Origin of the sequence: Vogesella margarita, from assembly GCF_028548475.1 — a bacterium.
GTDB lineage: Bacteria > Pseudomonadota > Gammaproteobacteria > Burkholderiales > Chromobacteriaceae > Vogesella > Vogesella margarita.
Genome location: NZ_JAQQLE010000014.1, coordinates 72,011 through 97,451, shown reverse-complemented (window position 1 = coordinate 97,451; position 25,441 = coordinate 72,011). Strand labels below are relative to the sequence as shown.

The following is a 25,441-nucleotide window of genomic DNA, read 5'->3' as shown; positions in this document are numbered from 1 at the left end:
GTGGGCCTTTGATCTTTACCGCGGCGGCCAACCTTTCCGGGTCGGACGTTTTGCTGCCACGGTTGCGCGCTCTTTAGACCGGGCCCTGGGCGTAGACGCGCTCGGTCTTGCTGTTCAGCTTGTTCAGTGCCGCGAGGTAGGCCTTGGCGCTGGCGACAATGATGTCGGTATCCGAGCCCTGGCCGTTGACAATGCGGCCGTCCTTGGCCAGACGCACGGTCACTTCACCCTGCGATTCGGTGCCCTTGGTGATGGCGTTGACCGAGTACAGTTCCAGCTCGGCCTCGCTCTTCACCACGCTCTCGATCGCCTTGAACGCGGCGTCGACCGGGCCGGAGCCGGTGGATTCGGCACGCTGCTCGTTGCCGTGCTCGACGAACACGATCTGCGCCTGCGGCGCCTCGCCGGTCTCGGTCGCCACTTTCAGCGACACGAACTTGTAGTCTTCCTGCTCGGCGGTCACCAGCTGATCGGACACCAGCGCGTGCAGGTCTTCGTCGAAGATCTCGCGCTTCTTGTCGGCCAGTTCCTTGAAGCGGGCGAAGGCGGCGTTCAGCGCTTCTTCGGAGTCCAGCACGATGCCCAGCGCGGTGAGCTTGGTGCGGAAGGCGTTGCGGCCGGACAGTTTGCCCAGCGTCAGGCGGTTGGCGGTCCAGCCCACCGATTCGGCGGACATGATCTCGTAGGTTTCGCGGTGCTTGAGCACGCCGTCCTGATGGATGCCGGACTCGTGGGCGAAGGCGTTGGCGCCGACGATGGCCTTGTTCGGCTGCACCGGGTAGCCGGTGATGGTCGACACCAGCTTGGACGCCGGCACGATCTGGGTGGCGTCGACGCGGGTTTCCACGTTGAACACGTCCTTGCGGGTGCGCACCGCCATCACGATTTCTTCCATCGCGGCGTTGCCGGCGCGCTCGCCCAGGCCGTTGATGGTGCACTCCACCTGCCGTGCGCCGCCCAGTACCGCGCCGAGGCTGTTGGCGACCGCCATGCCGAGGTCGTTGTGGCAGTGCGCCGACCAGATCACCTTGTCGCCGCCCGGGGTCTTGGCGATCAGCTCGCGGAAGAAAGCCTCGGTGATCTTCGGCACCGCGTAGCCGACGGTGTCCGGCACGTTCAGTGTGGTGGCGCCGGCCTTGATCACTTCGCCGAAGATGCGGGCGAGGAAATCGATATCGGAGCGCAGCGCGTCCTCGGCGGAGAACTCGACGTCGTCGGTGTACTCACGGGCCAGTTTCACCGCCTTCACCGCAGCATCGACCACCTCGTCCGGTGTCATGCGCAGCTTCTTCTCCATGTGGATCGGGCTGGTGGCGATGAAGGTGTGGATGCGGCCACGCGCGGCCGGCTTGATCGCCTCGCCTGCGGCGCGGATGTCGCGCTCGTTAGCCCGCGCCAGCGAACAGACGGTCGACTCCTTCACCACTTCGGCGATAGCGCGGATCGCGTCGGCATCGCCTGGGCTGGCGGCGGCAAAGCCGGCTTCGATCACGTCGACACCGAGGCGCTCCAGCTGGCGGGCGATACGGATTTTTTCTTCCTTGGTCATCGACGCGCCCGGCGACTGTTCGCCATCACGCAAGGTGGTATCAAAAATGTAAAGACGATCGCCCATGTCAGGTGTGCTCCCTTGTCCCGTGGCCTGTGCCCCGGTCAGATAGTCGTTGAAATCGAACCGTTTCCCTTGGTCGGCGGCGAGCCTGGCCAGCTTGTTCAGCTGCGCCAGCGGCAGGGTGCCGCGCTCGCGCCACTTGTAGATGGCGGCACGCGACACCGGCTCATCGGGGAAGGCCGCATTCAACGCTTCCGCGAGCGCGCCTGGGCCTCCAAAATCCTCGATCAGACGTTCGATGTCCAATTGCATGCCACTGCTCCTTGTTTGTTATGGCTCAACCTTACGTTTTGCCCGACAGGCTGTCAAATTTTGTCGAATAATTTTGTTGCGACACGGCAAAACCTGTTGTCAAAGCGTAAGTATCGGACAATATGTAGAATAAACGGACAAAACAAAGGCGACCACAGTCGCCTTTGTCCAGCCAGCCGCATGGCGGCACCGCGTTTGTCTTACGCCTGCGGCGGTTCCAGCGGCGCACTCTTCTTGCCCAGCCCCAGCAGCGCCATCACGTAACCGGACAGCGCGTAGCAGACGAAGAAGCCGAACAGCACCAGCGGCGGCTCCGACATCAGCAGCATCAGCACCACCACCAGCGCCAGCAGCATCACGAAGGGCACACGACGGCGCAGGTGGATCTCCTTGAAGCTCCAGAATTTCACATTGGTGACCATGGTGATGCCGGAGAACGCGGTGAAGCCCAGCGCGATCCACTGCAGGCCCGGCAGGTCGTTGTAGCCGTAGGCGTGGCAGATCCACACCAGGCCGGCCACCAGCGCCGCCGCGGCCGGGCTGGGCAGGCCGATGAACCAGCGCTTGTCGGTGGAGCCGATCATGGTGTTGAAGCGCGCCAGACGCAGCGCGGCGCCGGCGCAGTGGATGAAGGCGATCATCCAGCCCAGCTTGCCCAGGTCCTTCAGCATCCACTCGTAGGCGATCAGCGCCGGCGCCACGCCGAAACTGACCATGTCCGACAGGCTGTCGAACTCGGCGCCGAACGCGCTCTGGCTGTGCGTCAGCCGCGCCACGCGGCCGTCCATGCCGTCGAGGATCATGGCGATGAAGATCGCCACCGCCGCGTGTTCGAAGTTCTGGTTCATCGCCTGCACGATGGCGTAGAAGCCGGCGAACAGCGCGGCGAGGGTGAAGGAATTGGGCAGCAGGTAAATGCCCTGGCGGCGCAGGGACGGCTTGATGGGCTTCGGGTCAATATGCATGCAGGTTCTCGACATCGGGCAACGGCAAGGCGCGCCGGAAGGAAACGGGACTTGCGGCCAACCTTGTGCGCCGGCGGCAAGACAAGGCTGCATTCTAATCCGCGATGCCACGCTTACCAAGCGTCATGCGGCGCGGCAGCTCCCGCCAACGCCGGCGTGCGACGCACAGGCAAAGAAAAAGCCGGGCAGCTGCCCGGCTTGGCTCTGGCCGCGAGGCGGCAGGCTTAGTTCTTGGACTGGTCGACCAGCTTGTTCTTGGAGATCCAAGGCATCATCGCGCGCAGTTCGGCACCGACTTTTTCGATCGGATGATCGGCGGTCAGGCGGCGACGGGCAGTCATGCTCGGGTAGTTGGTCTTGCCTTCCAGGATGAACATCTTGGCGTATTCGCCGGACTGGATGCGGTACAGCGCTTTTTTCATCGCTTCCTTGGTGGCGGAGGTCACCACTTCAGGGCCGGTCACGTACTCGCCATACTCCGCATTGTTGGAGATGGAGTAGTTCATGTTGGCGATGCCGCCTTCGTACATCAGGTCGACGATCAGCTTCAGCTCGTGCAGGCACTCGAAGTAAGCCATTTCCGGCGCGTAGCCGGCTTCGGTCAGGGTTTCGAAACCGGCTTTCACCAGTTCTACCGCGCCGCCGCACAGTACGGCCTGTTCGCCGAACAGGTCGGTTTCGGTTTCTTCGCGGAAGTTGGTCTCGATCACGCCGCCCTTGGTGCCGCCGTTGGCCGCAGCGTAGGACAGGGCCACGTCACGTGCCTTGCCGGACTTGTCCTGGTACACGGCGATCAGGGTCGGTACACCGCCGCCCTTCACGTACTCGGAACGCACGGTGTGGCCCGGGCCTTTCGGGGCGACCATGATCACGTCCAGGTCTTCGCGCGGCACGATCTGGTTGTAGTGCACGTTGAAACCGTGCGCGAAGGCCAGGGTGGCGCCCTTCTTGATGTTCGGGGCGATTTCGCTGTGGTACACGTCAGGCTGCGATTCGTCCGGCAGCAGGATCATCACCAGATCCGCCTTCTTCACGGCATCGGCCACTTCTTTCACTTTGTGACCGGCCGCTTCGGCCTTTTTCCACGATGCGCCGTCCTTGCGCAGGCCCACCACCACATCCACGCCGGAATCCTTCAGGTTCTGCGCGTGCGCGTGACCCTGGGAACCGTAACCGATGATGGCAACTTTCTGGTCCTTGATGATGGAAAGATCAGCGTCTTTGTCGTAGAAAACTTTCATTGTCTTATATCCCTAGTTTGTTCTAGGGCAGCTGATGGCCGCCCCGGTGATTCAGATCTTCAAAATACGTTCGCCGCGACCAATTCCGGATGCACCGGTACGCACCGTTTCCAGGATCACTGAACGGTCGATCGCCTCGATAAAGGCGCCCAGCTTGTCGCTCGTACCGGTGAGCTCGATGGTGTAGGTCTTTTCCGTCACGTCGATGATGCGACCACGGAAGATGTCAGCCATCCGCTTCATTTCTTCCCGATCCTTGCCGGTGGCACGGACCTTGATCAACATCATCTCGCGTTCGATATGGTCGGACTCGTTGAGGTCAATCACCTTGACCACCTCGATCAGCTTGTTGAGCTGCTTGGTGATCTGTTCGATGACTTCGTCGGACCCGTGGGTGACGATGGTCATCCGTGACAGTGTCGGGTCTTCGGTAGTCGACACCGTCAGTGAATCGATATTGTATGCGCGTGCGGAGAAAAGTCCCACTACTCGCGACAGCGCACCCGCTTCGTTTTCCAGCAAAATAGAAAGTATATGTCTCATGCCACTGCCTTAGCACATGTTGCCGTAGTCACGGTTGTTCTCGAAAGGAGCGATCTGCAGCTCGCGCATGTGCGGCGGCAGATCCATCTGGTCCAGACCCTTGCCGTTCTGGATCATCGGGAACACGTTTTCGGACTGGTCGGTACGGAAGTCCATGAACACCAGACGCTCTTTCAATGCCGGGCTGAATGCCTCACGCAGCGCACCCTCGACATCGGCCGGGTTCTCGATCTTCATGCCGACGTGGCCGTAGGCCTCGGCGATGCCGACGAAATCCGGTAGCGCATCCATATAGGACTCGGCGTAACGCGTGCCGTAGAAGAACTCCTGCCACTGGCGCACCATGCCCAGGTAGCGGTTGTTCAGCGCAATCACCTTCACCGGCGTGTGGTACTGCTTGGCGGTGGACAGCTCCTGGATGTTCATCTGGATCGAGCCTTCACCGGTGATGCAGGCCACCTGTGCATTCGGGTTGGCCAGCTGCGCGCCGATGGCGGCAGGCAGACCGAAACCCATGGTACCCAAACCACCGGAGTTCAGCCATTGTTTCGGGCGCTTGAACGGGTAGTACTGCGCCGCCCACATCTGGTGCTGGCCGACGTCGGAGGTGATGATGGCGTCGCCGCCGGTAATCTCGTACAGCTTCTGCACCACCGACTGCGGCTTGATGAACTCGGTCGACGGGGTGTACAGCAGGCTGTTGTAGCTGCGCCATTGCTCGATCTGCTTCCACCAGCCGGCAAGGTTGGCCGCATCCGGGCGCTGCCCGTTCTGCTTCATCAGGTCGATCAGGTCGCGCAGCACGTGTTTCACGTCGCCGACGATGGGCACGTCCACCTTCACGCGCTTGGCGATGGAGGACGGGTCGATATCGATGTGGACGATCTTCTTCGGCTGCGCCAGGAAATGCGAGGGCACGCTGATCACGCGGTCGTCGAAACGCGCGCCGACGGCGATCAGCACGTCGCAGTACTGCATCGCCATATTGGCTTCGTAGGTACCGTGCATGCCCAGCATGCCGAGGAACTGGCGGTCGTCGCCGGGATAGGCGCCCAGGCCCATCAGCGTGTTGGTACACGGCACGCCCAGCATCTTCACCAGCTCGGTCACTTCCGCCGAGGCACCGCCCTGCACCGCGCCGCCGCCGACATAGATGTACGGACGCTTGGCTTCGGCCAGCAGGCTGGCGGCCTTCTTGATCTGGCCCGGATGGCCGCGGGTCACCGGCACGTAGGAGCGGATGCTCACGCTTTCCGGATAGTGGAATTCGGCCAGCTGCTGGGTCACGTCCTTAGGCACGTCCACCACCACCGGGCCCGGACGGCCGGTCGCGGCGATGTAGAACGCCTTCTTGATGGTGGTGGCCAGCTCGTTGATGTCCTTCACCAGGAAGTTGTGCTTCACGCACGGCCGGGTGATGCCGACCATGTCCACTTCCTGGAAGGCGTCGAGGCCGATGGCCGGCGTCGATACCTGGCCGGAGATCACCACCATCGGCACCGAATCCATGTAGGCGGTGGCAATGCCGGTCACCGCGTTGGTGGCACCGGGGCCGGAGGTGACCAGGGCCACGCCGACCTTGTCACAGGAGCGCGAGTAGGCATCCGCCGCGTGCACCGCCGCCTGTTCGTGGCGCACCAGCACGTGTTTGAACTCTTGCTGCCTGAAAATTGCATCATATATCTCGAGTACCGCGCCGCCGGGGTAGCCGAAAACGAATTCGACTCCTTCTTCCTGCAAGCTGCGTACCAGGATTTCCGCGCCCGATATCTGCATCTTTGCCTCTTTGATTGCTGAGTAGTTGTTTTATGTCCCGTAGTGAATGAACTTAGCTTAAGTTTGAAATAGCGGTCAAGCGCTTTTGTGCAGGTGCAAAAAAGCGCCAAAAACATTCAAAAACAGCCACTTTTGCAGGGTAGGCGGCACGGGACGGCTTTGATACCATGTCTGGTTGCTTGCGCCGGTTTTGCCGGCGCGGCCCTTTACTCCCTCATTATTATTTTCACGGCATGAATCAACATTTCACCCACCCCGGATTGCTGCGCCGACTGGCCAGCCTGTGCTACGAAGCTTTGCTGCTGGGCGCCGTGCTGCTGGTCGCGGCCGCGCTGTTTACCCCGCTGGTGGTGTGGAGCGGCAACGCACGCTGGATGAGCGTGCTGATGCAGCTGTTCCTGGCGCTGGTGATGTTCGGCTACTTCGGCTATTGCTGGACCCGCGGCGGGCAGACGCTGGCGATGAAACCATGGCGGCTGCAACTGACGCTGGCGGACGGCGGCGCGCTGCGCTGGCCGCACGCGGCGATGCGCTTCGTGGTGGCGCTGGTGCTGTACCTGGGCGTGCCGGCGCTGGCCTACACCGCGTGGCAGCCGCTGTTCGACTCGCGGCAGCATGCGATGGCGGTGGCGCTGCTGTGGGATGTACTGCCGGTGCTGTGGGCGCTGATCGACAACGACAAGCAGTTCCTGCACGACCGCCTCGCCGGCACCCGCCTGCGCCTGCTGCCGCCACTGGCGCGCAAACGCTGAGCCGATCACCGCAAAAAAAGCCGCCAGACCATACGGTCTGGCGGCTTTTTTATTGCCCGGCGAACGGGCAGCGAACGCTTACACCTGCAGCGCGGCCGCGTAGCGCGGCGCATCCGCACCCAGCACCAGATGCAGCAGGTTGCCCGGCAGCGGCATCACCCCGGCGGCGCCCAGCACACTCAACTGCGCGCTGTCGACACGGCTGGCGTCGGCCAGCTCCACCCGCAGCCGGCTGCCGGCCACCAGCGCCACCGCCTTGACGTTGGCCGCACCACCCAGCGCCGCCAGCCACTGTGCGCGGTCGATGTCGTCGGCCGCTGGCGTACCGTTCGCCAGCGCGCTGCGGATCTCGTCGGCGACGATTTCCGCCTCCGGCCCCAGCACCACCTGCACGCTGCCGGCGGCCGGCTTGATCAGCCCGCGCGAGCCCAGCGCCTTCAGCGCCGCCTCGTCCACCAGCTCGTTGCGGCCCACCTGCAGGCGCAGGCGCGTGGTGCAGGCATCCACCGATTTCAGGTTGGCGCCACCACCCAGCGCGGCGATGAAGCCCGCGGCGCGCGCGCTGCCCTTGCGGCCAACGTTGGCCGCGAGCGGAGCACTACTGGCCGGCTCGCGCCCCAGCGTCATCAGGTTGTACTTGCGGATGAAGAAGCTGAACACGCCGTAGTAAATCGCGAAGTAGGCCACGCCCACCGGCAGCATCAGCAGCGGGTTCTGCCCCTTGCCTGCCGACAGCGCGTAGTCGAACAGGCCGGCGGAGAAGGTGAAGCCGAGGCGGATGTCCAGCGCGTGCATCAGCGCCATCGACAGCCCGGTCAGCAGCGCGTGGATCACGTACAGCACTGGCGCCAGGAACATGAAGGCGAACTCCACCGGTTCGGTGACGCCGGTGAGCATGGCGGTCAGCGCCATCGACAGCAGGATGCCGCCGACCGCCGCCTTGTTCTCCGGCAGCGCGGCGCGGTACATCGCCAGGCACGCCGCCGGCAGGCCGAACATCATCACCGGGAAGAAACCGGCCATGAATTGCCCGGCACCCGGATCGCCGGCGAAGAAGCGGTTGAGGTCGCCGGTGGCCACCTTGCCGGCAATCGTCGGGTCGGGGAAGCTGCCGAACACGAACCACACCAGCGAATTGAGGATGTGGTGCAGGCCGGTGACGATCAGCAGGCGGTTGAGCACGCCGTAGATGAACAGCCCGATCTCGCCGGCGTTGATCAGCCAGTGGCCGACGCTGTCGATGCCGTGCTGCACCGGCGGCCACACCTGGCCCAGCACCACGCCGGCCAGCAACATGGCGAAACCGGTGGCGATCGGCACGAAGCGCTTGCCGCCGAAGAAGGCGAGATAGGACGGCAGCGCGATGTCCTTGTAGCGGTTGTATAAGAGGCCGGCGCTGATGCCGGCGGTGATGCCGGCCAGCACGCCCATATTGATCTTGGCATCGATCACCTTCAGCACCGCGGTCAGCACCAGGTAGCCGATGGCACCGGCCAGACCGGCGGTGCCGTTGTTGTCGCGGGCGAAACCGACCGCCACGCCGATGGCGAACAGCAGCGCCAGGTTGCCGAAGATGGCGTCGCCGGCCTGTGCCATCACCGCGATGTTCAACAGGTCGGGCTGCCCCAGCCGCAACAGCAGACCGGCTACCGGCAGCACCGCGATCGGCAGCATCAGCGCGCGACCCAGCTGCTGGATACCGGCAAATTTGCTCGTAGTATTCACTGTGTTCTCCTCTGCCTCGTTATGGATCAGTCGTGGCGGCGAGGCCCGCCACGCTGTGTTGTGTTCTGCGTGTGCGCCTCAGTGCTGGCCGGTGTCCGCCAGCTGCAGCAGCGCGCGCACCGCCTGCGGCGAGCTTTGCTGCAGCAGCGCCTGCGCCTGTTCGCGGCACTGCGCCAGCTGCAGCTGGCGGACGCAGGCCTTCACCTCCGGCACCAGCGCCGGGCTGACCGACAGCTCGGTGACGCCGAGGCCCAGCAGTACCGGCACCGCCGCCAGATCCGACGCCATCGCGCCGCAGACCCCGACCCAGCGCCCGTGCTGGCGCGCGCCGCGTACCGTCATCTCGATCAGGCGCAGAACCGCCGGATGCAGCGGGTCTAGCCGTGCCGCCAGCGCCGGGCTGCAGCGGTCCATCGCCAGCGTGTACTGCGTCAGGTCGTTGGTGCCGATGGACAGGAAATCGGCGTGGGCGGCCAGCTGCTCGGCCAGCAGCGCGGCGGACGGCACCTCGATCATCACCCCCAGCTGCGGCCGCTCGCTCAGCCCCATCTCGCGCGCCAGCTCGTCGATGCGCGCGCGCACCTGCTGCAGCTCGGACAAATCGGTAATCATCGGCAGCAGGATGCGCAGCCGCGACAATGGTGTGAGCGACAGCAGCGCGCGCAGCTGGCTGTCCAGCACCGCCGGCATCGCCAGCCCGGTGCGGATGCCGCGCAGGCCCAGCGCCGGGTTGTCCTCCGGTGGCAGCGGCAGGTAGGGCACCTCCTTGTCGCCGCCGGCGTCGAGGGTGCGGATGATGGCCGTGCGGCCGTCCAGCGCGTCCAGCACCGCCTGGCAGGCGGCGCGCTGCTCGGCCTCGGCCGGGGCGTCGCTGCGGTGGGCAAAGAGGAATTCGGTGCGCAGCAGGCCGACGCCGTCGGCACCGTGGCGCACCGCCTCGGCGGCCTCGGCCGCGTTGACGATGTTGGCGGCGACCTCGATGGCGACGCCGTCCAGCGTGTGCGCCGGGGCGGCCGCGTGCCGGCGCAGGCTGTCGCGCCGCGCCTCGCGCCCGGCGATCTGCTGGTGCGCGGCGGCAAGGTTGGCCGCAGTCGGCGCCGGATCGAGCCAGCCGTCGCCGGCGTCCAGCCACACCGTGCTGCCGGCGGCCAGCGCCAGCACCGCGTCACCGGCGGCGACCAGCGACGGGATCGCCAGCGCGCGGCAGAGGATGGCGACGTGATTGCTGGCGCCGCCACGGGCCAGCACCAGCGCGGCGAGGCGTTCGCGCGGCAGCCGCGTCAGTTGCGACGGCGTCAGGTCGTCGGCCACCACCACCGCCTGCGGCGGCAGCTCGGCCAGCGCCGGCGCCTCGCCCAGCAACGCGCTGATGACGCGGCGTTCGAGGTCCTTCAGGTCGGCGACGCGCTCGGCCAGCAGCGCGTTGTCCAGCGCCAGCAGCACCTCGCTCTGCTGCCGGATCGCGCGGCGGTAGGCAAATGCCGCGCTGTAACCGTCGCGCACGAAACCCTCCGCCGCCTGCTGCAGCTGCGGGTCGTCCAGCAAGGCCAGATGGGCGCCGAAGATCTCGCTCTCGGCGTGTGCGCCGCGCGCCTCGGCCTGCGCCACGTCCTGTGCCACCGCCTGCTGCACCTGGGCCAGCGCCCGCGTCAGCGCCGCCAGCTCCACCTCGACGCCGTGGCCACGTTCGTCGAGCACCCGCTCCTGCTGCGCCAGCAACACCACGGTGCCGACCGCCATCCCCGGCGCGGCACAGACGCCGCCGAGCTTGCCGTCGCTGCGGGCCGCCAATGCTGTAACCGGTGCGGAGACCGGCGCCGTGATGGCCGCTGCCGGTGCGTGACCGGCCGCGGTGGCGGTCTGAAGCGCCGCCAGCATCGCCGCCAGCGCTTCGGCCGCCTGCGCGCCGCCTGCGTGCACGGTGACGCGGTCGCCCTCGCCCACGCCCAGCGTCATCAGCGCGGTGACGCTGCGGGCATTGGCGCGCTGGCCGTTGAATTCGATGTCCAGCTGCGCGTCGAATCGGCGCGCCACGCCCTGCAGCAAGGCGCTGGGGCGCGCGTGCAGGCCACCCTCGTGCGCCACCCGCGCGCTGTCGCTGCAGGCCGGCGCGGCGGCCGGTGCGGACGCCTGATCCACCCCGTTGGCGCGGATGGTCAGCAGACCGGCGGCACCGGCCTGCACCGGGCCGCTGGCACTGTCGGACAGCGTCATCGCGTCGCTGTTGCTGACCACCACCACGGTCAGCAGCGACGGCGCGCGGCGGGCGATGGCGTCGATGTCGAACTCGATCAAGGGTTGGCCGCAGACCACCTGCGCACCCGTGGCCACCAGCGGCGTGAAGCCGGCACCGCCCAGCTTCACGGTGTCGATGCCGATGTGCAGCAGCACCTCGGCGCCGTTGGCCGCGCGCAGGGTCAGCGCGTGGCCGGTGGGGGACAGCTGGATCACCTCGCCGGCGCACGGCGCCAGCAACGTGGACGACAGCGGCTCGATGGCGAGGCCGGCGCCCATCATGCCGCCGGCGAACACCGGGTCCGGCACGGCAGACAGGGGGAGCACAAGGCCGCTCAACGGCGCGGCCAGCGTGAGGGTTGCGGACATGGGATGCCTCCGTTTTCTTGTGTTGCGGGTGCGGCTTTCCCCAGCCGTACGCGCAGTCGTGCTTGTGTGTGTTGTTCTTGTGAGGATTGTGGCGGCGTGGTGCCGCCGGCAGCGACGCCTTACAGCGTGCAGGTCACCTTGTTCAGGTGCCGCGGCTCATCCGGGTTCAGCCCGCGCGCCTCGGACAGGCGCGCCGCCATCAGATAGAAGCTCTGGATCGCCAGCAGCGGGTCCAGTGCCTCGTCACAGGCCACCGCCAGTGTCAGGTCACAGCTGGCGACATCCGCCGGCGCGGCCAGCAGCACGCGGGCGCCACGGCCGCGCATTTCCTCGGCCAGGGCGATCAGGCCGGCCTGCTCCGGGCCGCGCGGGGCGAAGATCAGCAGCGGGTAGCCGTCGTCGATCAGCGCCATCGGGCCGTGTTTGATCTCTGCACCGGAGAACGCCTCCGCCTGGATGGCGCAGGTTTCCTTGAATTTCAGCGCCGCTTCCAGCGCCACGGCAAAGCCGAGGCCGCGGCCTACCACCATGATGCGTTCGGCGTGCTGCAGCACCTCGATAGCCGGCGACCAGTCCAGCCGGGTGGCCTCCTGCAGCGCCTGCGGCAGGGTTTCCAGCGCCGCCAGCAGGCCTGTGTCGCGCTGCCAGTGCGCCACCAGGCGGGCGACGGCGGACAGCGAGGCGATGTAGCTCTTGGTGGCGGCCACGCTCTTTTCCGCGCCGGCACACAAGGGCAGCGACCACTCGCAGGCGGCGGCCAGCGGCGAATCCGGCTGGTTCACCAGCGCCACGGTGCGGGCGCCGGCTTGCGACAGCGCCGCCATGGTGTCCACCAGGTCCGGGCTGCGGCCGGACTGCGACAGCGCCACCGCCAGCTGCCCGCGTACCGCCAGCGGCGCGTGGTGCAGGGTGATCAGCGACATCGGCAGCGATACCACCGGCGTGCCGGTGCGCTGCATCGCCAGGTAGGCGAAATAGTTGGCCGCATGGTCCGAGCTGCCGCGGGCCACAGTCAGCGCCAGCTGCGGCGGCGCCTTGGCCAGCTCGCGCCCCAGCAGCGCCAGCCCCTCGTCGGCGTACATGTGTTGGGCGGCAACCGCTTCGGCGGCAAACAGGGCTTCATCAAGCATTAGCGAGCTCAAGGCACTCTCCTTCTACGAAAACTTGTTGCACCGCCAGTTGCGGATCCATCACCACGATGTCGGCCCAGGCGCCGGTTTCCAGGCGGCCACGGTCGGCCACGCCCAGATAGTCGGCCGGGTACAGCGACAGCCGGTTGCTCGCCTGTGCCAGCGGCAGGCCGATCTGCACCAGGTTGCGCAGCGCCTGATCCATGGTCAGGGTGCTGCCGGCCAGGGTGCCGTCGGCCAGGCGCACGCCACCCATGCACTTGGTCACGGTGTGGGAGCCGAGCTTGTATTCGCCGTCCGGCATGCCGGCGGCGGCGGTGGAATCGGTTACGCAGTAGAGGCGCGGAATGGCGCGCAGCGCGGCGTGCATCGCACCGGGGTGCACGTGCAGCAGGTCGGGGATCAGCTCGGCGTATTCGGCGTGCGCCAGTGCGGCGCCCACCATGCCCGGCTCGCGGTGATGCAGCGCGGTCATGGCGTTGAACAGGTGGGTGAAGCCGCTGGCGCCTTCCTGCAGCGCGGCCACGCCTTCTTCGTAGCTGCCCAGGGTGTGGCCCAGTTGCACGCGGATGCCGTCCTCGCTCAGGCGGCGGATCACCGCGTGGTGGCCGGCAATCTCCGGCGCCAGCGTCAGCACCTTCAGCGGTGCCAGCGAACGGTAGTAGTCGATCTCGTCCATCACCGCGGCCACGGCGTCGTCCGGCTGGGCGCCGAGCTTGCCGGGGTTGATGTAGGGGCCTTCCAGGTGCACGCCCAGAATGCGGGCACTGCCGGCAGTGCGTTCGCCGGCCAGCCGGCCCAGCGCGGCCAGCACATGGGCCAGTTCGGCGCGCGGTGCAGTCATGGTGGTGGCCAGCAGCGAGGTGGTGCCGAAGCGGGCGTGGGTGCGCGCCACATGGCTGGCCGCATCGCCCGCCTCCATGATGTCCACCCCGCCACCGCCGTGTACGTGCAGGTCGATGAAACCGGGCAGCAGGTAGCGCGCCGGCTCGCCGCCTGCGGCCAGGCGGCCGTCTATGGCGGCGATGCGGCCGTTGTTGTCCAGATGCAGCTCGCCGTCCAGCCAGCCGGCGGCGGTCAGCATGCGTCCCTGCAGTACCCGTGTGTTCATCGTCTCAGCTCTGCCACAAAGTCGTAGTAATCGTTGCGACACCAGGTGTCGGTCAGCTCTATCGCCACGTTGTCGGCGGTGTAGCCGATACGCGTCATCAACAACATCGCCTCGCCCTGCTTGATACCGGCACTGGCGGCAATATCCGGCCCGGCGTTCACCGCGCGGATGTGCTGCAGCGCGCGCACCACCGGGTGGCCGGCGGCATCCAGGAAGGCATACAGCGAGCTGCCCACCGCCTGCGGGTCCGGCAGATAGGCCAGCGGCAGCGTGCTCTGCTCGATGGCCATCACCACGCCGTCCGCCAGCCGCTGGCGCTTGAGCCGCACCACCTGTGCGGTGGGCGACAGCCCCAGCTTGATCACCTCGTCGTGCGTCGGCGTGGCGATGCTGCGCTCCAGCCATACCGACGACGGTTCAAAACCCTTCTGCTTCAGCATCTCGGTGAAGCTGGTCAGCCGTGACAGCGGTTGCTCCAGCCGCGGGGTGATGAAGGTGCCGGAGCCATGGCGGCGACGGATCAGCCCCTGCTCCAGCAGAACGTCCAGTGCCTTGCGAGCGGTAACACGCGAGATGCCCAGCTCGTCGGAGAAAGTACGTTCCGACGGCAGCGCCTCGTCGGCCTGCCACCAGCCGGCGTTGATGGCGTCGGCCAGCTTGCGGGCGAACTGCAGGTAAAGCGGCGTGCTCTGCGCTTCGTCCGGTTTCAGTGCCTGCCAGCGTTCATCCATGGCGAGATCCTCAAGTGGTCTTGGAAAGGCATCAGTTTACGACTTGCCTGCCTGCCGTCCCAGCCGCGTTGTTGCCACAAAATTAATACCACTACCCAACCACGTCAATACCAGTTGTAGACCAGTTGGTGATATTGGCAACGCTGCGTTGCAGCATTTCCGGCAGGAATCGGCACGGAAAAACGCCGGTCCGCGCCGGTGCTGGCTTTTCGGGGTGCCGGGCAGTTTGCACAACTGGTATTAAGAAGGTATCAAAAACGCAACACCGGGATGGGCGGGGGATGGTTTGCGGCCAACGTTGGCCGCACGCCGGCAAAGAAAAACCGCCCTCGCGGGCGGTTCGGTGTGACAGCGGCTGGCCCGGATCAGTGCAGCGCATCCGGGCACGTGGGCTAGCGCGGCGCCTTCTTCCAGCCGATCAGCCCCACCCCGGCCAGGATGATGGTCATCGACAGCAGCTCGGCCGCGCCGATGTGCTCGTTCAGCAACCACACCCCCAGCAGCACCGCGATCATCGGGTTCACGTAGGCGTAGCTGGTGGCGGCGGCGGCGCTGACGTGCTGCAGCAGGAACATGTAGGCGGTGTAGGCCACCAGCGAGCCGAAAACGGCCAGGTACAGCATGGCCAGCCAGCCGGACAGCGGCGGCATGCCCGCCAGCTGCTCGCCGCTAACAAAACTACCCAGCAGCAGTGCACCACCGCCGGTGAGCATCATCATCGCGCTGGACATCAGGCCCTTGGGCTGGGTCAGGTGCTTGCTCCACGCCGAGCCCAGCGCCCAGCCGGCGGAGGCGAACAGCAGCGCGGCGGCGCCGGCCGGCGACGCCCGCAGGTTGCTGCCCAGGTTCAGCACCACGATGCCGGCGATACCCAGCAGCACGCCGGCCAGCTCCATCTTGCGCGGGCGATGGCCGAACAGGCGCGCGAACAGGATGGCGAACAGCGGTACGGTGGCCACCACCAGCGCCGCCACGCCGGAGGAGACCTCCTTTTGCGCCAGCGTGACGAAACCGTTGCCGATGGCCGGCATCAGGATGCCCAGGAGGGCGGCGCCCTTCAGCTCCGCCAGCGTGGGGTTGGCCGCACCGCGCCAGCGCAGGAAGCCGTACATCAGCGTGCCGGCCAGCACGAAGCGCACCCCGGCCATCAGGAACGGCGGCCACGACGTCACGGCGATGTGGATGGCAAAGTAGGTGGAACCCCAGATCAGGTACAGGGCAAGGAAGGCGGCGAGCAGTTTCAGCTGGTGCGAGGTCAGGTTCATGGCGGTCTACCGGTTGGACCGCCAACGATGCCTTTCGCATCGCGCCGGCACAAGGGGCAAATGTCGAAAAGCCTGTTCTGCCCCATGGCACAGCCTTGATTATTAAGGCTAATGTCATAATTAGGGACAGGTTGTTGTAACTATGCCAAGCAAGGCCGCAGTAAAGTTGATGCAGAACAAGCACCCGCTCGCCCGCCGCTTGCCAGCACCGGCGCCGCCGTATAGTGGCGCCGATCCATTTGGCAAGAGACACACAATGAACTCATCCCAACGGCAATCCGGGGGGCGGGAAATCCAGCTGGCTCCCGACGACCTGATCATCACCAAGACCGATCCTTCCGGCCACATCAGCTACGCCAACCGCACCTTCATGCGCATCGCCGGCTACGCCGAACACGAGCTGCTGGGCAAGCCGCACAACCTGATCCGCCACCCGGACATGCCGCGCGGCGTGTACCGCCTGCTGTGGAAGACGCTGCAGGCGGGACAGGAATTCTTCGGCCTGGTGAAGAACTACACCGCGCAGGGCGACTACTACTGGGTGTTCGCCAACATCACCCCCGACTACACCGCGCAGCGCACGCTGGCCGGCTACTACTCGGTGCGGCGCCAGCCAACGCGCGCCGGCATCGCCGCGGTCACCCCGCTGTACCAGCAGATGTGCGCGATCGAGGCGCAGGCCGGCAAGGCGGCGGCGCCTGACGCGTCGATGCAGTGGCTGCTCGCGCAGCTGGCCGAAAAACAAGTCAGCTACCAGCAATTCGTGCTGGCGCTGGAACAGGCAGGAGCCAGCGCATGAAACCACGCCGCAAATGGCCGCCGCTGCTGCGCGCGCAGATGGGCTACTGGCTGATCGCCTCCAACCTGCTGACCCTGGTCTACGTGGTCGCCAGCTTCTTCCTCGACCACACGCTGCGCCTGGCGCTGGGCGCGCTGCTGGTGCTCGGCGGCAGCGTGCTGGCGCTGTACCTGTGGCATAGCAGCGGCCGCATCTTCCGCTTGCTGGACACCCTGCACCTGCAGCTGGGCCTCGCCTGCAAGGGCGAGCTGCACCACCGCGCCACCGACACCCGCAACCTCGGCGAGGTCGGGCTGGTGGCGTGGGAGCTGAACGACTTCCTCGACCAGATCGAGACCTACTTCAAGGAGGTCAACACCTGCTTCGCCCGCGTCAGCGCCGGCGACTACAGCCGCCGCCCGCTGAGCAAGGGCCTGCCCGGGGTGCTGTCCAGCTCGCTGCAGGCGATGGACACCGCCATCCAGGCGATGCAGGACAACGACAGCTTCGTGCGCCGCAACCGGCTGTCGTCGCAGCTGGCCGCGCTGAGCAACCCGCACCTGCGCAGCAACCTTGCCAGCAGCCAGCAGGACCTCGGCGCCATCAGCGCGGCGATGGCCGACGTTGGCCGCATCACCCGCGACACCGCCAGCGGCGCGCGCGACAGCCTGCACAGCGCCGAGCAGCTGTCCACCCAGCTGGACACCATCGTCGGCAGCGTCGGCAGCATGAACGAGGCCAGCAGCGCGCTGGCCGGCGAATGGCAGGGCATCGAAAGCTCGCTGGCAGCGATCTCCGACATCGCCGACCAGACCAACCTGCTGGCGCTGAACGCGGCGATCGAGGCCGCGCGCGCCGGCGAATCCGGCCGCGGCTTCGCCGTGGTCGCCGATGAAGTGCGCAAGCTGGCCGAGCGCAGCAAGGACACCGCCAACCGTGTGCAGCACATCCTCGCCACCCTCTCCAGCCGCATCGGCCACATGCAGACGCGCGCCGGCGAGGCCGGCAACGTCGCCGGCCACGTCAAGGAGTCGGTGGAATCGTTCCGCCAGCGCTTCGCCAGTCTCGCCGGCCAGTCCGACCAGGTGCTGGCGCAGGTGCTGTGCGTGCGCAACAAGTCGCACCTGTCGCTGCAGAAGATCGGCCACGTGATGTACAAGCAGCAGGCCTACAACGCGCTGGAAGAAGGCAAGCCGCTGGGCGAGCACCACGACGGCCTCGACCTCGCGGCGCTGGACGGCGGCGCGCAGCAGGCCGAGCTGCAGCGGCTGGCGGAGCAGATCCGCCAGCACGGCGCCAGTGCCACCGGTGCCGCGGCGGCCGGCGGCGCGCTGGAAGAGGCGCGCATCGTCGCCGACATGCGCGAGCTGGAGCGGCACAGCGACGCGCTGCTGGCGCTGTTCGACCGCCTCGCCGACAGTCCCCCGCCCGGCGGACACTGACTAGCTGCGGCCAAGGTTGGCCGCACGCTCACAGCCCGCCGTGGGTGAGCCTGGCCGGGTCCAGCAGCCGCGCCAGCTCGTCGCGGTCCAGACCGGTATTTTCGGCGGCGACATCGATGATGGCGCGCCCCTCGCGGTAGGCCTGCTTGGCGATCTCGGCGGCGCGGGCGTAGCCGATCACCGGGTTCAGCGCGGTGACCAGGATGGGGTTGCGCGCCAGCGCCTGCTGCAGCCGCGCCTCGTTGACGCTGAAACCGGCGATGGCCTTGTCCGCCAGCAGCCGCGACGCACTGGCCAGCAGCGCGATGCTGCTCAGCAGGTTGCTGGCGATCAGCGGCAGCATCACGTTCAGCTCGAAATTGCCGGACTGCCCCGCCACCGCCACCGCCGCATCCAGCCCGATCACCTGCGCCGCCACCATGCACACCGCCTCCGGAATCACCGGGTTGACCTTGCCCGGCATGATGGACGAGCCCGGCTGCAGCGCTTCCAGCTCGATCTCGCCCAGCCCGGCCAGCGGCCCGGAATTCATCCAGCGCAGGTCGTTGGCGATCTTCATCAGCGACACCGCGGTGGTGCGCAGCTGGCCGGACAGCGCCACCGCGGTATCCTGCGCGCCCATCGCCGCGAAATAGTCCGGCGCCGGCGCGAACGCCAGCCCGGTCAGCGCCTGCAGCTCGGCACAGAAACGGGCGGCGAAGCGCGGATCGGCGTTGATGCCGGTGCCGACCGCGGTGCCGCCCTGCGCCAGCTGCAGCAGGCCGGGGCGCAGCTGCTGCAGGCGGCCAAGGTTGGCCGCAATCTGCTGCGCCCAGCCGTTCAGGCTCTGGCCCAGGCGCACCGGCATCGCGTCCATCAGGTGGGTGCGGCCGGTCTTGACGTGGTGGCCAACCTGCAGCGCCTTGGCCTGCGTGATCTGCTGCAGGTGCTGCAGCGCTGGCAACAGCTGCTCGCGCAGCGCCAGCGCCGCCGCGATGTGGATGGCGCTGGGGATGGTGTCGTTGCTGCTCTGCGCGCAGTTGACGTGGTCGTTGGCGCTCACCGCGCTGCCCAGCACGCGGCTGGCGAGGGTGGCGATCACCTCGTTGGCGTTCATGTTGCTGCTGGTGCCGGAGCCGGTCTGGTACACGTCCAGCGGAAAGTGCGTCATCAGCGCCGCGTCGTCCAGCAGCTGACGGCAGGCGGCGGCGATGGCGTCGCCCTGCTCCGCCGTCAGCTGCCCCAGCGCGACATTGGCGCGCGCCGCCGCCAGCTTGGCCAGCAGCAGCGCGCGGATGAAGTCCTCCGGCAGGCGCTGGCCGCTGACCGGAAAATTCTGCACCGCGCGCTGGGTCTGCGCGCCGTAGAGGGCGTCGGCCGGCACCGCCAGCTCGCCCATGCTGTCCCGTTCCATCCGTACTGTGTCCATCGCCGTTCTCCTGCCTGTTCCGCTTGCTTCACTGTAGACCCTACACGCCACCGTGCTGCAGGCATGAAAAAAGCCGACGCGGGGCGTCGGCTTCGATGCGGGGTGGGGTGTGACACCGCAGCCCGTAGGCTCAGGGCGTGCCGTTCCGACCGTGCAGCAGGTAACCCGGACGCTGGCTCAGCCGCTCGTAATAGGCCGCCACCGCCGGCAGTGGCGGATGCTCAAGCGGGGTGGCAAACCAGCGGTGTACCGACAGCCCGATGGCGATGTCGGCGAGCGAAAACGCGTCGCCGCTGACGTAGGCGCCGGTGCTGTCCAGCTGTCGATCGAGGATGGCCATATGCTGTGCCCACTTGCTGCACGCCTGCGCCAGTGCGGCGCTGTCCTGGTGCGCCGGCGAGTGCCGGACCAGGGACATGAAGGCATAGCTCCACGCGTTGTTGAGATCCGTGGCCTGCCAGTCCAGCCATTGGTCCACCCTGGCCCTCGCCCGCGCTGGCGTCGGATAGAACGACTCGCCGCCGTAGCGGGACGCCAGGTAGCGGATGATGGTGTTGGATTCCCACAGCACGAAATCGTCGTCCCGGATCACCGGCACCATGGCGTTGGGATTCAGCGCCATGAATTCGGGGCTGTGCGTCGAGCGAAAGCCCGTGCCCCAGTCCTCGCGCTCGAACGCGATGTCCAGCTCGGCGCAGGTCCAGAGGACCTTGCGCACATTGATCGACGATGCCCTACCGAGTATCTGCAGCATTGCGTGTCCTTGGTGTTGGTAACCGGACGCCGGCTGGCGCCGGCCGTACTGCATATTGCGGGGGAAAATCAGCGACAGCCCGGCCTTGCGTCACCGCACGGCGGCGGCCAGCGCGCCGCCTCAGCGTGCGGCCAACCTTTGCAGGATGTTGGAGAACTCTTCCATGAAGGAGTCGAAACGGCCGGCGAGGCGGTCGACGTCGGCGGCGAAGCGGTTGTAGGCCACCACCGCCGGAATCGCCGCGAACAGGCCGATGGCGGTGGCGATCAGCGCCTCGGCGATGCCAGGTGCCACCGTGGCCAGCGTGGCCTGGCCGGCGTTACCCAGGCCGATGAAGGCGTGCATGATGCCCCACACCGTGCCGAACAGGCCGATATAGGGGCTGACCGAGCCGACGGTGGCGAGGAAGGCATTGTGATGATCCAGCGCGTCCAGCTCGCGCTGCGCGGCGGCGCGCATCGCGCGGCGGGCGCCGTCCAGCTGCTCGGAGTTGTCGACGCCGCCCTGGCGCCGCAGCTTGGCGAACTCGGCAAACCCGGCCTGGAACAGCTTCTCCACGCCGGCCGCGTGTGGGCGCTGCCGGGTGTCCTCGTACAGGCGGTTGAGGTCGATGCCGCTCCAGAACTGCTGCTCGAAGTCCTGGGTGGCGAGACGGGCGCGGCGCAGCACCGCCAGCTTGTTGAAGATGATGCCCCACGACAGCAGGGACAGCACCACCAGCCCCGCCATCACCAGCTGCACCGGCAGGCTGGCGTGAAGGATAAGACCAATGACCGAAAGTTCTTGCACGATGGCTCCTGGGTTGGCGGTCAGCGCAGTACGCGACCGGTATCGAGATCGATGATGGTGGAAGGCTTGCGCCGCTTGCCGATGCGGCCCTGCAGCGTCAGCACCCGCGCGCCGAAGGCCTGGCGGCAGCCGCGCGCCGTCTTCAGCGAGCGCTGGCCGGCGCGGTTGGCCGAGGTCGACACGATGGCGTGGCCCAGCGCCAGGCATAGCGCCGCCGCCTCGCCATGGGCGGTGACGCGCACCGCGATCTTGTCGTGGCGACCGCGCAGCAGCGCCGGCACCCGCGGCGCAGCCGGTAGCAGAAAGGTGTACGGCCCCGGCCAGTAGCGGTTGACGACGGCCAGCTGCGCCGGCGTCAGCGGCCGGATCAGCGGCCGCAGCTGCTCAAGGTTGGCCGCAATCACGATCAGGCCCTTGTGGTTGGGGCGCGCCTTGATCGCCAGCAGGCGGCGGATGGCGCGCACGTCGAATGGATCGCAGCCCAGCCCGAAACACGACTCGGTGGCGTAGGCGATCACGCCACCCTGTTGCAGGTGGCCGCGCGCGGCACGCTGTTGCCCGTGGCGGGGCAGACGGGGAAAAGGACGGTTCACTTGATGGCAGGTCGCAAGGTGATGAGCGGACAGACCGCACGCGGCGCGGCGGGTTCCGTTCAGTCGTTCAGGTAACGGGCGTTGATTCTAGCCACTGTGCCGTCTTTGTGCATCCCTCGCAGGTGCTCGTTGAGCAGGCGCACCGTGCCATCGGCCATCATCTGGTTGCAGGCGAGATAGAGGAAGGTGGTGTTGAAGGTCAGCAGCGGACGCAGCCTGGCGGCCTTTTCGCGGGCGATCAGCGCGGCGCCGAGGTACTTGCCGGTCGCCCACAGGTCGATGCGGCCGGCAAGCAGTTTGCGCAGGTTCTGCTCGTCGTTGGACGCCAGATCGACCTCGAAGCCGCGGCTGATCAGGTACTGCGCCACCGCATCGCCGGAATAGCCGCCCAGCCGGTAGCGCCGCGCCGCCTCCAGATTGCTCAGCTCCTTGGGCCCGTCGTCGCGGCCGTACAGCACCCACGGGTTTTCCACCACCGGGCCGATCCACTGCAGTTGGTGCTCGCGCTGCTCGGTGCGGGTGGTGGAGTACACGCAGGTGTTCGGCTCCAGCACCGCGCTGTTGTAGGCGCGCACCCACGGCAGCAGCTCGATGCGGTAGCGGATGCCGGCGCGGCGCAGGATCTCGCGCACGATGTCGCTGGACAGGCCGCCGATCCGGCCGTCCGCCAGCTGCATGTTGAACGGCGGGTAGTCTTCGGTCAGCAGCCGCAGCTGCGGCGGTTCGGCGGCGTGCAGGGGCAGCGCCAGGCAGCACAGCAGGCCGACGCGACGCAGGAAGTTCATGGCACACCCTTTCTTGCCAACGCTTACTGCAGTGTAGACCGCGCTCGCGGCGTGCCGCCGGCCGGTTTGCGCCGGCGACGCCCATGAAAAACGGCACCCGAAGGTGCCGTTGCCTGCCCGCCGTCACGCCTTACTTGGCGCGGTTCAGCGCGCGGTTGCCGATGTCGCGGCGCAGCTGCTTGCCGGCGAACTGGATCTGGTCGGCGACCGCGTACGCCTTCTGCTGTGCCACGCGCACGCTGTCGCCCAGGCCGACCACGCACAGCACGCGGCCGCCGCTGGTGACCAGCTGGCCGGCGTCGTTGACGCTGCTGCCGGCGTGGAAGGTCATGGTGTCGTCGGTAGCGGCCGGGATGCCGCTGATCACGTCACCCTTGCGCGGCGCATCCGGGTAGCCGGCGGCAGCCAGCACCACGCCCATCGCCACGCGACGGTCCCACTCCGCTTCCACCTTGTCGAGGGTGCCGTTGATGCCGGCCTCCAGCAGCACGGTGAAGTCGGATTTCAGGCGCGCCATGATCGGCTGCGTTTCCGGGTCGCCGAAGCGGCAGTTGAACTCGATGGTATACGGGTTGCCCTGCTTGTCGATCATCAGCCCGGCGTACAGGAAGCCGGTATAGCTGTGACCGTCGATCTTCATGCCGCGCACCGTCGGCAGGATGATGTCGCGCATCGCGCGGTGGTGCACTTCCGGCGTCACTACCGGGGCCGGGCTGTAGGCGCCCATGCCGCCGGTGTTGGGGCCCTTGTCGTCGTCGAGCAGGCGCTTGTGGTCCTGGCTGGTCGCCATCGCCAGCACGTTGTCGCCGTCGACCATCACGATGAAGCTGGCTTCCTCGCCTTCGAGGAAGTCCTCGATCACCACGCGCGAGCCGGCGTCACCCATCTTGTTGCCCAGCAGCATGTCGTCGATGGCGGCGTGCGCCTCGTCCAGCGTCATCGCCACCACCACGCCCTTGCCGGCGGCCAGGCCGTCGGCCTTGATCACGATCGGCGCATCCTTGCGAGTGACGTAGTCGTGCGCCGCGGCGGCGTCGCTGAAGGTTTCGTAGCCGGCGGTCGGAATGCCGTGGCGCTTCATGAACGCCTTGGCGAAGTCCTTGGAGCTTTCCAGCTGCGCGCAGTACTGCGTCGGGCCGAAGATCTTCAGGCCGGCGGCGCGGAAGGCGTCGACCACGCCGGCGGCCAGCGGCGCTTCAGGGCCGACCACGGTCAGCTCGATCTGCTCGTGCTTAACAAACTCGATCAGCTCGGGAATGGCCGTGATGGCGACATTGACCAGATGCGGATCGAGCGCGGTACCGGCGTTACCCGGCGCCACGAATACCTTGGACACGCGCGGCGATTGCGCCACACGCCAGGCCAGCGCGTGTTCGCGGCCGCCGGAACCGATAACGAGTACTTTCATGACTCAGCTTCCTTGAGGTCGGGTCTGCCACGGTTGGCCGCAGGCTGCGGCCAACCTTTGCAACGATTGAAGATTTAGTGGCGGAAGTGGCGCACGCCGGTCAGCACCATGGCGATGCCGTGCTCATCGGCGGCGGCGAACACTTCGTCGTCACGCATGGAGCCGCCCGGCTGGATGATGGCCTTGATGCCCTGCTCGGCGATCACGTCGATGCCGTCGCGGAACGGGAAGAAGGCGTCACTGGAGGCCACGGCACCCTGCAGCGTCAGGCCGGCGTCCTGTGCCTTGCGCGCGGCGATGCGGGTGGAGTCCACGCGGCTCATCTGGCCGGCGCCGATACCGGCGGTCTGGCCATTTTTGCAGAAAACAATCGCGTTGGACTTCACGTACTTGGCGACGCGCCAGGCGAACAGCAGGTCGGCCATTTCCTGTTCGGTCGGCGCACGCTTGGTCACCACGCGCAGCTCGTCGAGGCCGACGTTGCGGATGTCCGGGGTCTGCACCAGCACGCCGCCGCCGACGCGCTTCAGCTCGAAGCGGTTGGCACCGGCTTCCAGCGGGATTTCCAGTACGCGCACGTTTTTCTTGGCGGCGATGATGGCTTTCGCTTCATCGGTGAACGCCGGTGCCATCAGCACCTCCAGGAACTGGCCGGTCACGGCTTCAACGGTCTCGGCATCCACAGGACGGTTGAAGGCGATGATGCCGCCGAAGGCGCTGGTGGTGTCGGTGGCGAACGCCAGCTTGTAAGCCGTCAGGGTGTCGGCGGCGATGGCCACGCCGCACGGGTTGGCGTGCTTGACAATCACGCAGGCCGGCGCGTCGAAGGTCTTCACGGCTTCCCACGCCGCATCGGCGTCGGCGATGTTGTTGTAGGACAGCTCCTTGCCCTGCAGCTGGCGGTAGCCGGCGATGGTGCCGGCGGCCGGGTCGAGGTCGCGGTAGAAGGCGGCGGCCTGGTGCGGGTTCTCGCCGTAACGCATGTCCTGCACCTTGATCCACTGCGCGTTCAGGCGGTTCGGGAACGCCACGCGCTCCGGCACGCCGCTGTCCACGCCGTCGACCAGGCTGGTCAGGTAGTTGGAGATTGCGCCGTCGTAGGCGGCGGTGTGGGTGAACGCCTTCTTCGACAGGTTGAGGCGGGTCAGCTTGGACAGCTTGCCGCCATTGGTGCCCATTTCTGCGGCCAGGGTTGCGTAGTCAGCGGCATCGGTGACGATGGCCACGTGCTGCCAGTTCTTGGCGGCGGAGCGCACCATGGTCGGGCCGCCGATGTCGATGTTCTCGATCGCATCTTCCAGCGTGCAGTCCGGGTTGGCGATGGTGGCTTCGAACGGGTAGAGGTTCACGCAGACCAGGTCGATGTTGCCGATGCCGTGTTCCTTCATGGTGGCGACGTGTTCCGGCAGGTCGCGACGGCCGAGGATGCCGCCGTGCACTTTCGGATGCAGGGTCTTCACCCGGCCGTCCAGCATTTCCGGGAAGCCGGTGTAGTCGGATACGTCGATTACCGGCACGCCGGCATCGCGCAGCAGCTTGGAAGTGCCGCCGGTGGAGAGGATTTCGACACCGAAGCCGGCCAGCGCCTGGGCAAATTCAAGCACACCGGTTTTGTCAGAAACGCTGATCAGCGCACGTTCGATCTTGGTCATGGTTTTCTACCGCCTTCAAAGTAAAACGTGGCAACGGGCACGCCCGCGGCCAACTCAAATCTTGCTGTATACCGGCTGGCGCCACGCGCCGGCCGGTGCTGGTGATCCCGTCCCCCGCCCCTGCG

General features: G+C 66.9%; 21 protein-coding genes. 3 read left to right on the top strand and 18 right to left on the bottom strand.

The features are described 5' to 3' along the window. Positions 1-73: 73 nt before the first annotated feature. From PQU96_RS14625 to ilvB, 5 genes are all read right to left on the bottom strand, one after another. Positions 74-1,864, bottom strand: coding sequence for a 2-isopropylmalate synthase (locus PQU96_RS14625; protein ID WP_272773145.1), 1,791 nt, complete (start codon positions 1,862-1,864; stop codon positions 74-76). A gap of 200 nt (positions 1,865-2,064) precedes the next feature. Then, positions 2,065-2,829, bottom strand: a complete 765-nt coding sequence (gene pssA / locus PQU96_RS14620) for a CDP-diacylglycerol--serine O-phosphatidyltransferase (protein WP_272773144.1) — start codon at positions 2,827-2,829, stop codon at positions 2,065-2,067. 224 nt (positions 2,830-3,053) lie between these two features. Further along, positions 3,054-4,070 (bottom strand): ketol-acid reductoisomerase, encoded by a 1,017-nt coding sequence (gene ilvC, locus PQU96_RS14615; protein ID WP_272773143.1) that lies wholly within the window; start codon positions 4,068-4,070, stop codon positions 3,054-3,056. 51 nt (positions 4,071-4,121) lie between these two features. Beyond that, positions 4,122-4,613, bottom strand: a complete 492-nt coding sequence (gene ilvN / locus PQU96_RS14610; protein WP_189375149.1) for an acetolactate synthase small subunit — start codon at positions 4,611-4,613, stop codon at positions 4,122-4,124. Positions 4,614-4,622: 9 nt separating this feature from the next. Then, positions 4,623-6,389 carry a biosynthetic-type acetolactate synthase large subunit gene (gene ilvB, locus PQU96_RS14605; RefSeq protein WP_272773142.1) on the bottom strand — a complete coding sequence of 589 codons (1,767 nt, stop codon included), beginning with the start codon at positions 6,387-6,389 and terminating at the stop codon, positions 4,623-4,625. A gap of 233 nt (positions 6,390-6,622) precedes the next feature. On the opposite strand from ilvB, the gene PQU96_RS14600 reads away from it, so the two are divergent. Continuing rightward, entirely contained in the window at positions 6,623-7,141 is a 519-nt protein-coding gene (locus tag PQU96_RS14600; protein WP_272773141.1) for an RDD family protein, read from the top strand. 78 nt (positions 7,142-7,219) lie between these two features. Here the strand turns inward: PQU96_RS14600 and nagE are convergent, their stop codons facing one another. From nagE to yedA, 6 genes are all read right to left on the bottom strand, one after another. Continuing rightward, positions 7,220-8,866, bottom strand: a complete 1,647-nt coding sequence (gene nagE, locus PQU96_RS14595) for an N-acetylglucosamine-specific PTS transporter subunit IIBC (protein ID WP_272773140.1) — start codon at positions 8,864-8,866, stop codon at positions 7,220-7,222. A gap of 78 nt (positions 8,867-8,944) precedes the next feature. After that, positions 8,945-11,470: a phosphoenolpyruvate--protein phosphotransferase gene (gene ptsP, locus PQU96_RS14590; RefSeq protein WP_272773139.1), complete on the bottom strand. Its 2,526-nt coding sequence runs from the start codon at positions 11,468-11,470 to the stop codon at positions 8,945-8,947. A gap of 119 nt (positions 11,471-11,589) precedes the next feature. Further along, entirely contained in the window at positions 11,590-12,612 is a 1,023-nt protein-coding gene (locus tag PQU96_RS14585) for an SIS domain-containing protein (RefSeq protein ID WP_272773138.1), read from the bottom strand. Further along, entirely contained in the window at positions 12,593-13,711 is a 1,119-nt protein-coding gene (nagA, locus tag PQU96_RS14580; protein WP_272773137.1) for an N-acetylglucosamine-6-phosphate deacetylase, read from the bottom strand. Before nagA ends, PQU96_RS14585 begins: the two co-directional genes overlap by 20 nt. Next, positions 13,708-14,442, bottom strand: coding sequence for a GntR family transcriptional regulator (locus PQU96_RS14575; RefSeq protein WP_272773136.1), 735 nt, complete (start codon positions 14,440-14,442; stop codon positions 13,708-13,710). Before PQU96_RS14575 ends, nagA begins: the two co-directional genes overlap by 4 nt. Positions 14,443-14,834: 392 nt before the next feature. Next, on the bottom strand, positions 14,835-15,707 hold the full coding sequence (yedA, locus tag PQU96_RS14570) for a drug/metabolite exporter YedA (protein ID WP_272773135.1): 873 nt from the start codon (positions 15,705-15,707) through the stop codon (positions 14,835-14,837). 256 nt (positions 15,708-15,963) lie between these two features. Here yedA and PQU96_RS14565 point away from each other — a divergent pair, with 256 nt between their 5' ends. Both PQU96_RS14565 and PQU96_RS14560 read left to right on the top strand, forming a co-directional pair. Beyond that, the gene (locus PQU96_RS14565) at positions 15,964-16,506 is read left to right on the top strand and encodes a PAS domain-containing protein (RefSeq protein WP_272773134.1); all 543 of its coding nucleotides are present in this window, start codon (positions 15,964-15,966) and stop codon (positions 16,504-16,506) included. Beyond that, positions 16,503-17,927, top strand: a complete 1,425-nt coding sequence (locus PQU96_RS14560) for a methyl-accepting chemotaxis protein (protein WP_272773133.1) — start codon at positions 16,503-16,505, stop codon at positions 17,925-17,927. The genes PQU96_RS14565 and PQU96_RS14560 overlap by 4 nt, the downstream gene beginning before the upstream one ends. A gap of 28 nt (positions 17,928-17,955) precedes the next feature. On the opposite strand, the gene PQU96_RS14555 is transcribed toward PQU96_RS14560, so the two are convergent. From PQU96_RS14555 to purH, 7 genes are all read right to left on the bottom strand, one after another. Next, a complete protein-coding gene (locus tag PQU96_RS14555; RefSeq protein ID WP_272773132.1) occupies positions 17,956-19,335 on the bottom strand; it encodes a class II fumarate hydratase in 1,380 nt (459 codons plus the stop codon). Positions 19,336-19,465: 130 nt separating this feature from the next. Continuing rightward, the gene (locus PQU96_RS14550; RefSeq protein ID WP_272773131.1) at positions 19,466-20,089 is read right to left on the bottom strand and encodes a glutathione S-transferase family protein; all 624 of its coding nucleotides are present in this window, start codon (positions 20,087-20,089) and stop codon (positions 19,466-19,468) included. 120 nt (positions 20,090-20,209) lie between these two features. Further along, entirely contained in the window at positions 20,210-20,878 is a 669-nt protein-coding gene (gene tolQ / locus PQU96_RS14545) for a protein TolQ (RefSeq protein ID WP_272773130.1), read from the bottom strand. Between the two features lie 20 nt (positions 20,879-20,898). After that, the gene (tsaC, locus tag PQU96_RS14540) at positions 20,899-21,471 is read right to left on the bottom strand and encodes an L-threonylcarbamoyladenylate synthase type 1 TsaC (RefSeq protein WP_189375169.1); all 573 of its coding nucleotides are present in this window, start codon (positions 21,469-21,471) and stop codon (positions 20,899-20,901) included. Positions 21,472-21,530: 59 nt separating this feature from the next. Beyond that, the gene (locus tag PQU96_RS14535; protein WP_272773129.1) at positions 21,531-22,256 is read right to left on the bottom strand and encodes a substrate-binding periplasmic protein; all 726 of its coding nucleotides are present in this window, start codon (positions 22,254-22,256) and stop codon (positions 21,531-21,533) included. A gap of 130 nt (positions 22,257-22,386) precedes the next feature. Further along, positions 22,387-23,664 (bottom strand): phosphoribosylamine--glycine ligase, encoded by a 1,278-nt coding sequence (gene purD, locus PQU96_RS14530; RefSeq protein ID WP_272773128.1) that lies wholly within the window; start codon positions 23,662-23,664, stop codon positions 22,387-22,389. A gap of 74 nt (positions 23,665-23,738) precedes the next feature. Continuing rightward, on the bottom strand, positions 23,739-25,316 hold the full coding sequence (gene purH / locus PQU96_RS14525; protein WP_272773127.1) for a bifunctional phosphoribosylaminoimidazolecarboxamide formyltransferase/IMP cyclohydrolase: 1,578 nt from the start codon (positions 25,314-25,316) through the stop codon (positions 23,739-23,741). Positions 25,317-25,441: the final 125 nt, after the last annotated feature.

Coding starts and splice junctions, on each gene's coding strand:
- ilvN (WP_189375149.1), bottom strand. CDS start 4,613: ATGAGACATATACTTTCTATTTTGCTGGAAAACGAAGCGGGTGCGCTG.
- PQU96_RS14625 (WP_272773145.1), bottom strand. CDS start 1,864: ATGCAATTGGACATCGAACGTCTGATCGAGGATTTTGGAGGCCCAGGC.
- PQU96_RS14575 (WP_272773136.1), bottom strand. CDS start 14,442: ATGGATGAACGCTGGCAGGCACTGAAACCGGACGAAGCGCAGAGCACG.
- yedA (WP_272773135.1), bottom strand. CDS start 15,707: ATGAACCTGACCTCGCACCAGCTGAAACTGCTCGCCGCCTTCCTTGCC.
- PQU96_RS14555 (WP_272773132.1), bottom strand. CDS start 19,335: ATGGACACAGTACGGATGGAACGGGACAGCATGGGCGAGCTGGCGGTG.
- ilvB (WP_272773142.1), bottom strand. CDS start 6,389: ATGCAGATATCGGGCGCGGAAATCCTGGTACGCAGCTTGCAGGAAGAA.
- ptsP (WP_272773139.1), bottom strand. CDS start 11,470: ATGTCCGCAACCCTCACGCTGGCCGCGCCGTTGAGCGGCCTTGTGCTC.
- PQU96_RS14560 (WP_272773133.1), top strand. CDS start 16,503: ATGAAACCACGCCGCAAATGGCCGCCGCTGCTGCGCGCGCAGATGGGC.
- PQU96_RS14535 (WP_272773129.1), bottom strand. CDS start 22,256: ATGAACTTCCTGCGTCGCGTCGGCCTGCTGTGCTGCCTGGCGCTGCCC.
- ilvC (WP_272773143.1), bottom strand. CDS start 4,070: ATGAAAGTTTTCTACGACAAAGACGCTGATCTTTCCATCATCAAGGAC.
- purH (WP_272773127.1), bottom strand. CDS start 25,316: ATGACCAAGATCGAACGTGCGCTGATCAGCGTTTCTGACAAAACCGGT.
- PQU96_RS14565 (WP_272773134.1), top strand. CDS start 15,964: ATGAACTCATCCCAACGGCAATCCGGGGGGCGGGAAATCCAGCTGGCT.
- purD (WP_272773128.1), bottom strand. CDS start 23,664: ATGAAAGTACTCGTTATCGGTTCCGGCGGCCGCGAACACGCGCTGGCC.
- PQU96_RS14550 (WP_272773131.1), bottom strand. CDS start 20,089: ATGCTGCAGATACTCGGTAGGGCATCGTCGATCAATGTGCGCAAGGTC.
- pssA (WP_272773144.1), bottom strand. CDS start 2,829: ATGCATATTGACCCGAAGCCCATCAAGCCGTCCCTGCGCCGCCAGGGC.
- PQU96_RS14600 (WP_272773141.1), top strand. CDS start 6,623: ATGAATCAACATTTCACCCACCCCGGATTGCTGCGCCGACTGGCCAGC.
- nagA (WP_272773137.1), bottom strand. CDS start 13,711: ATGAACACACGGGTACTGCAGGGACGCATGCTGACCGCCGCCGGCTGG.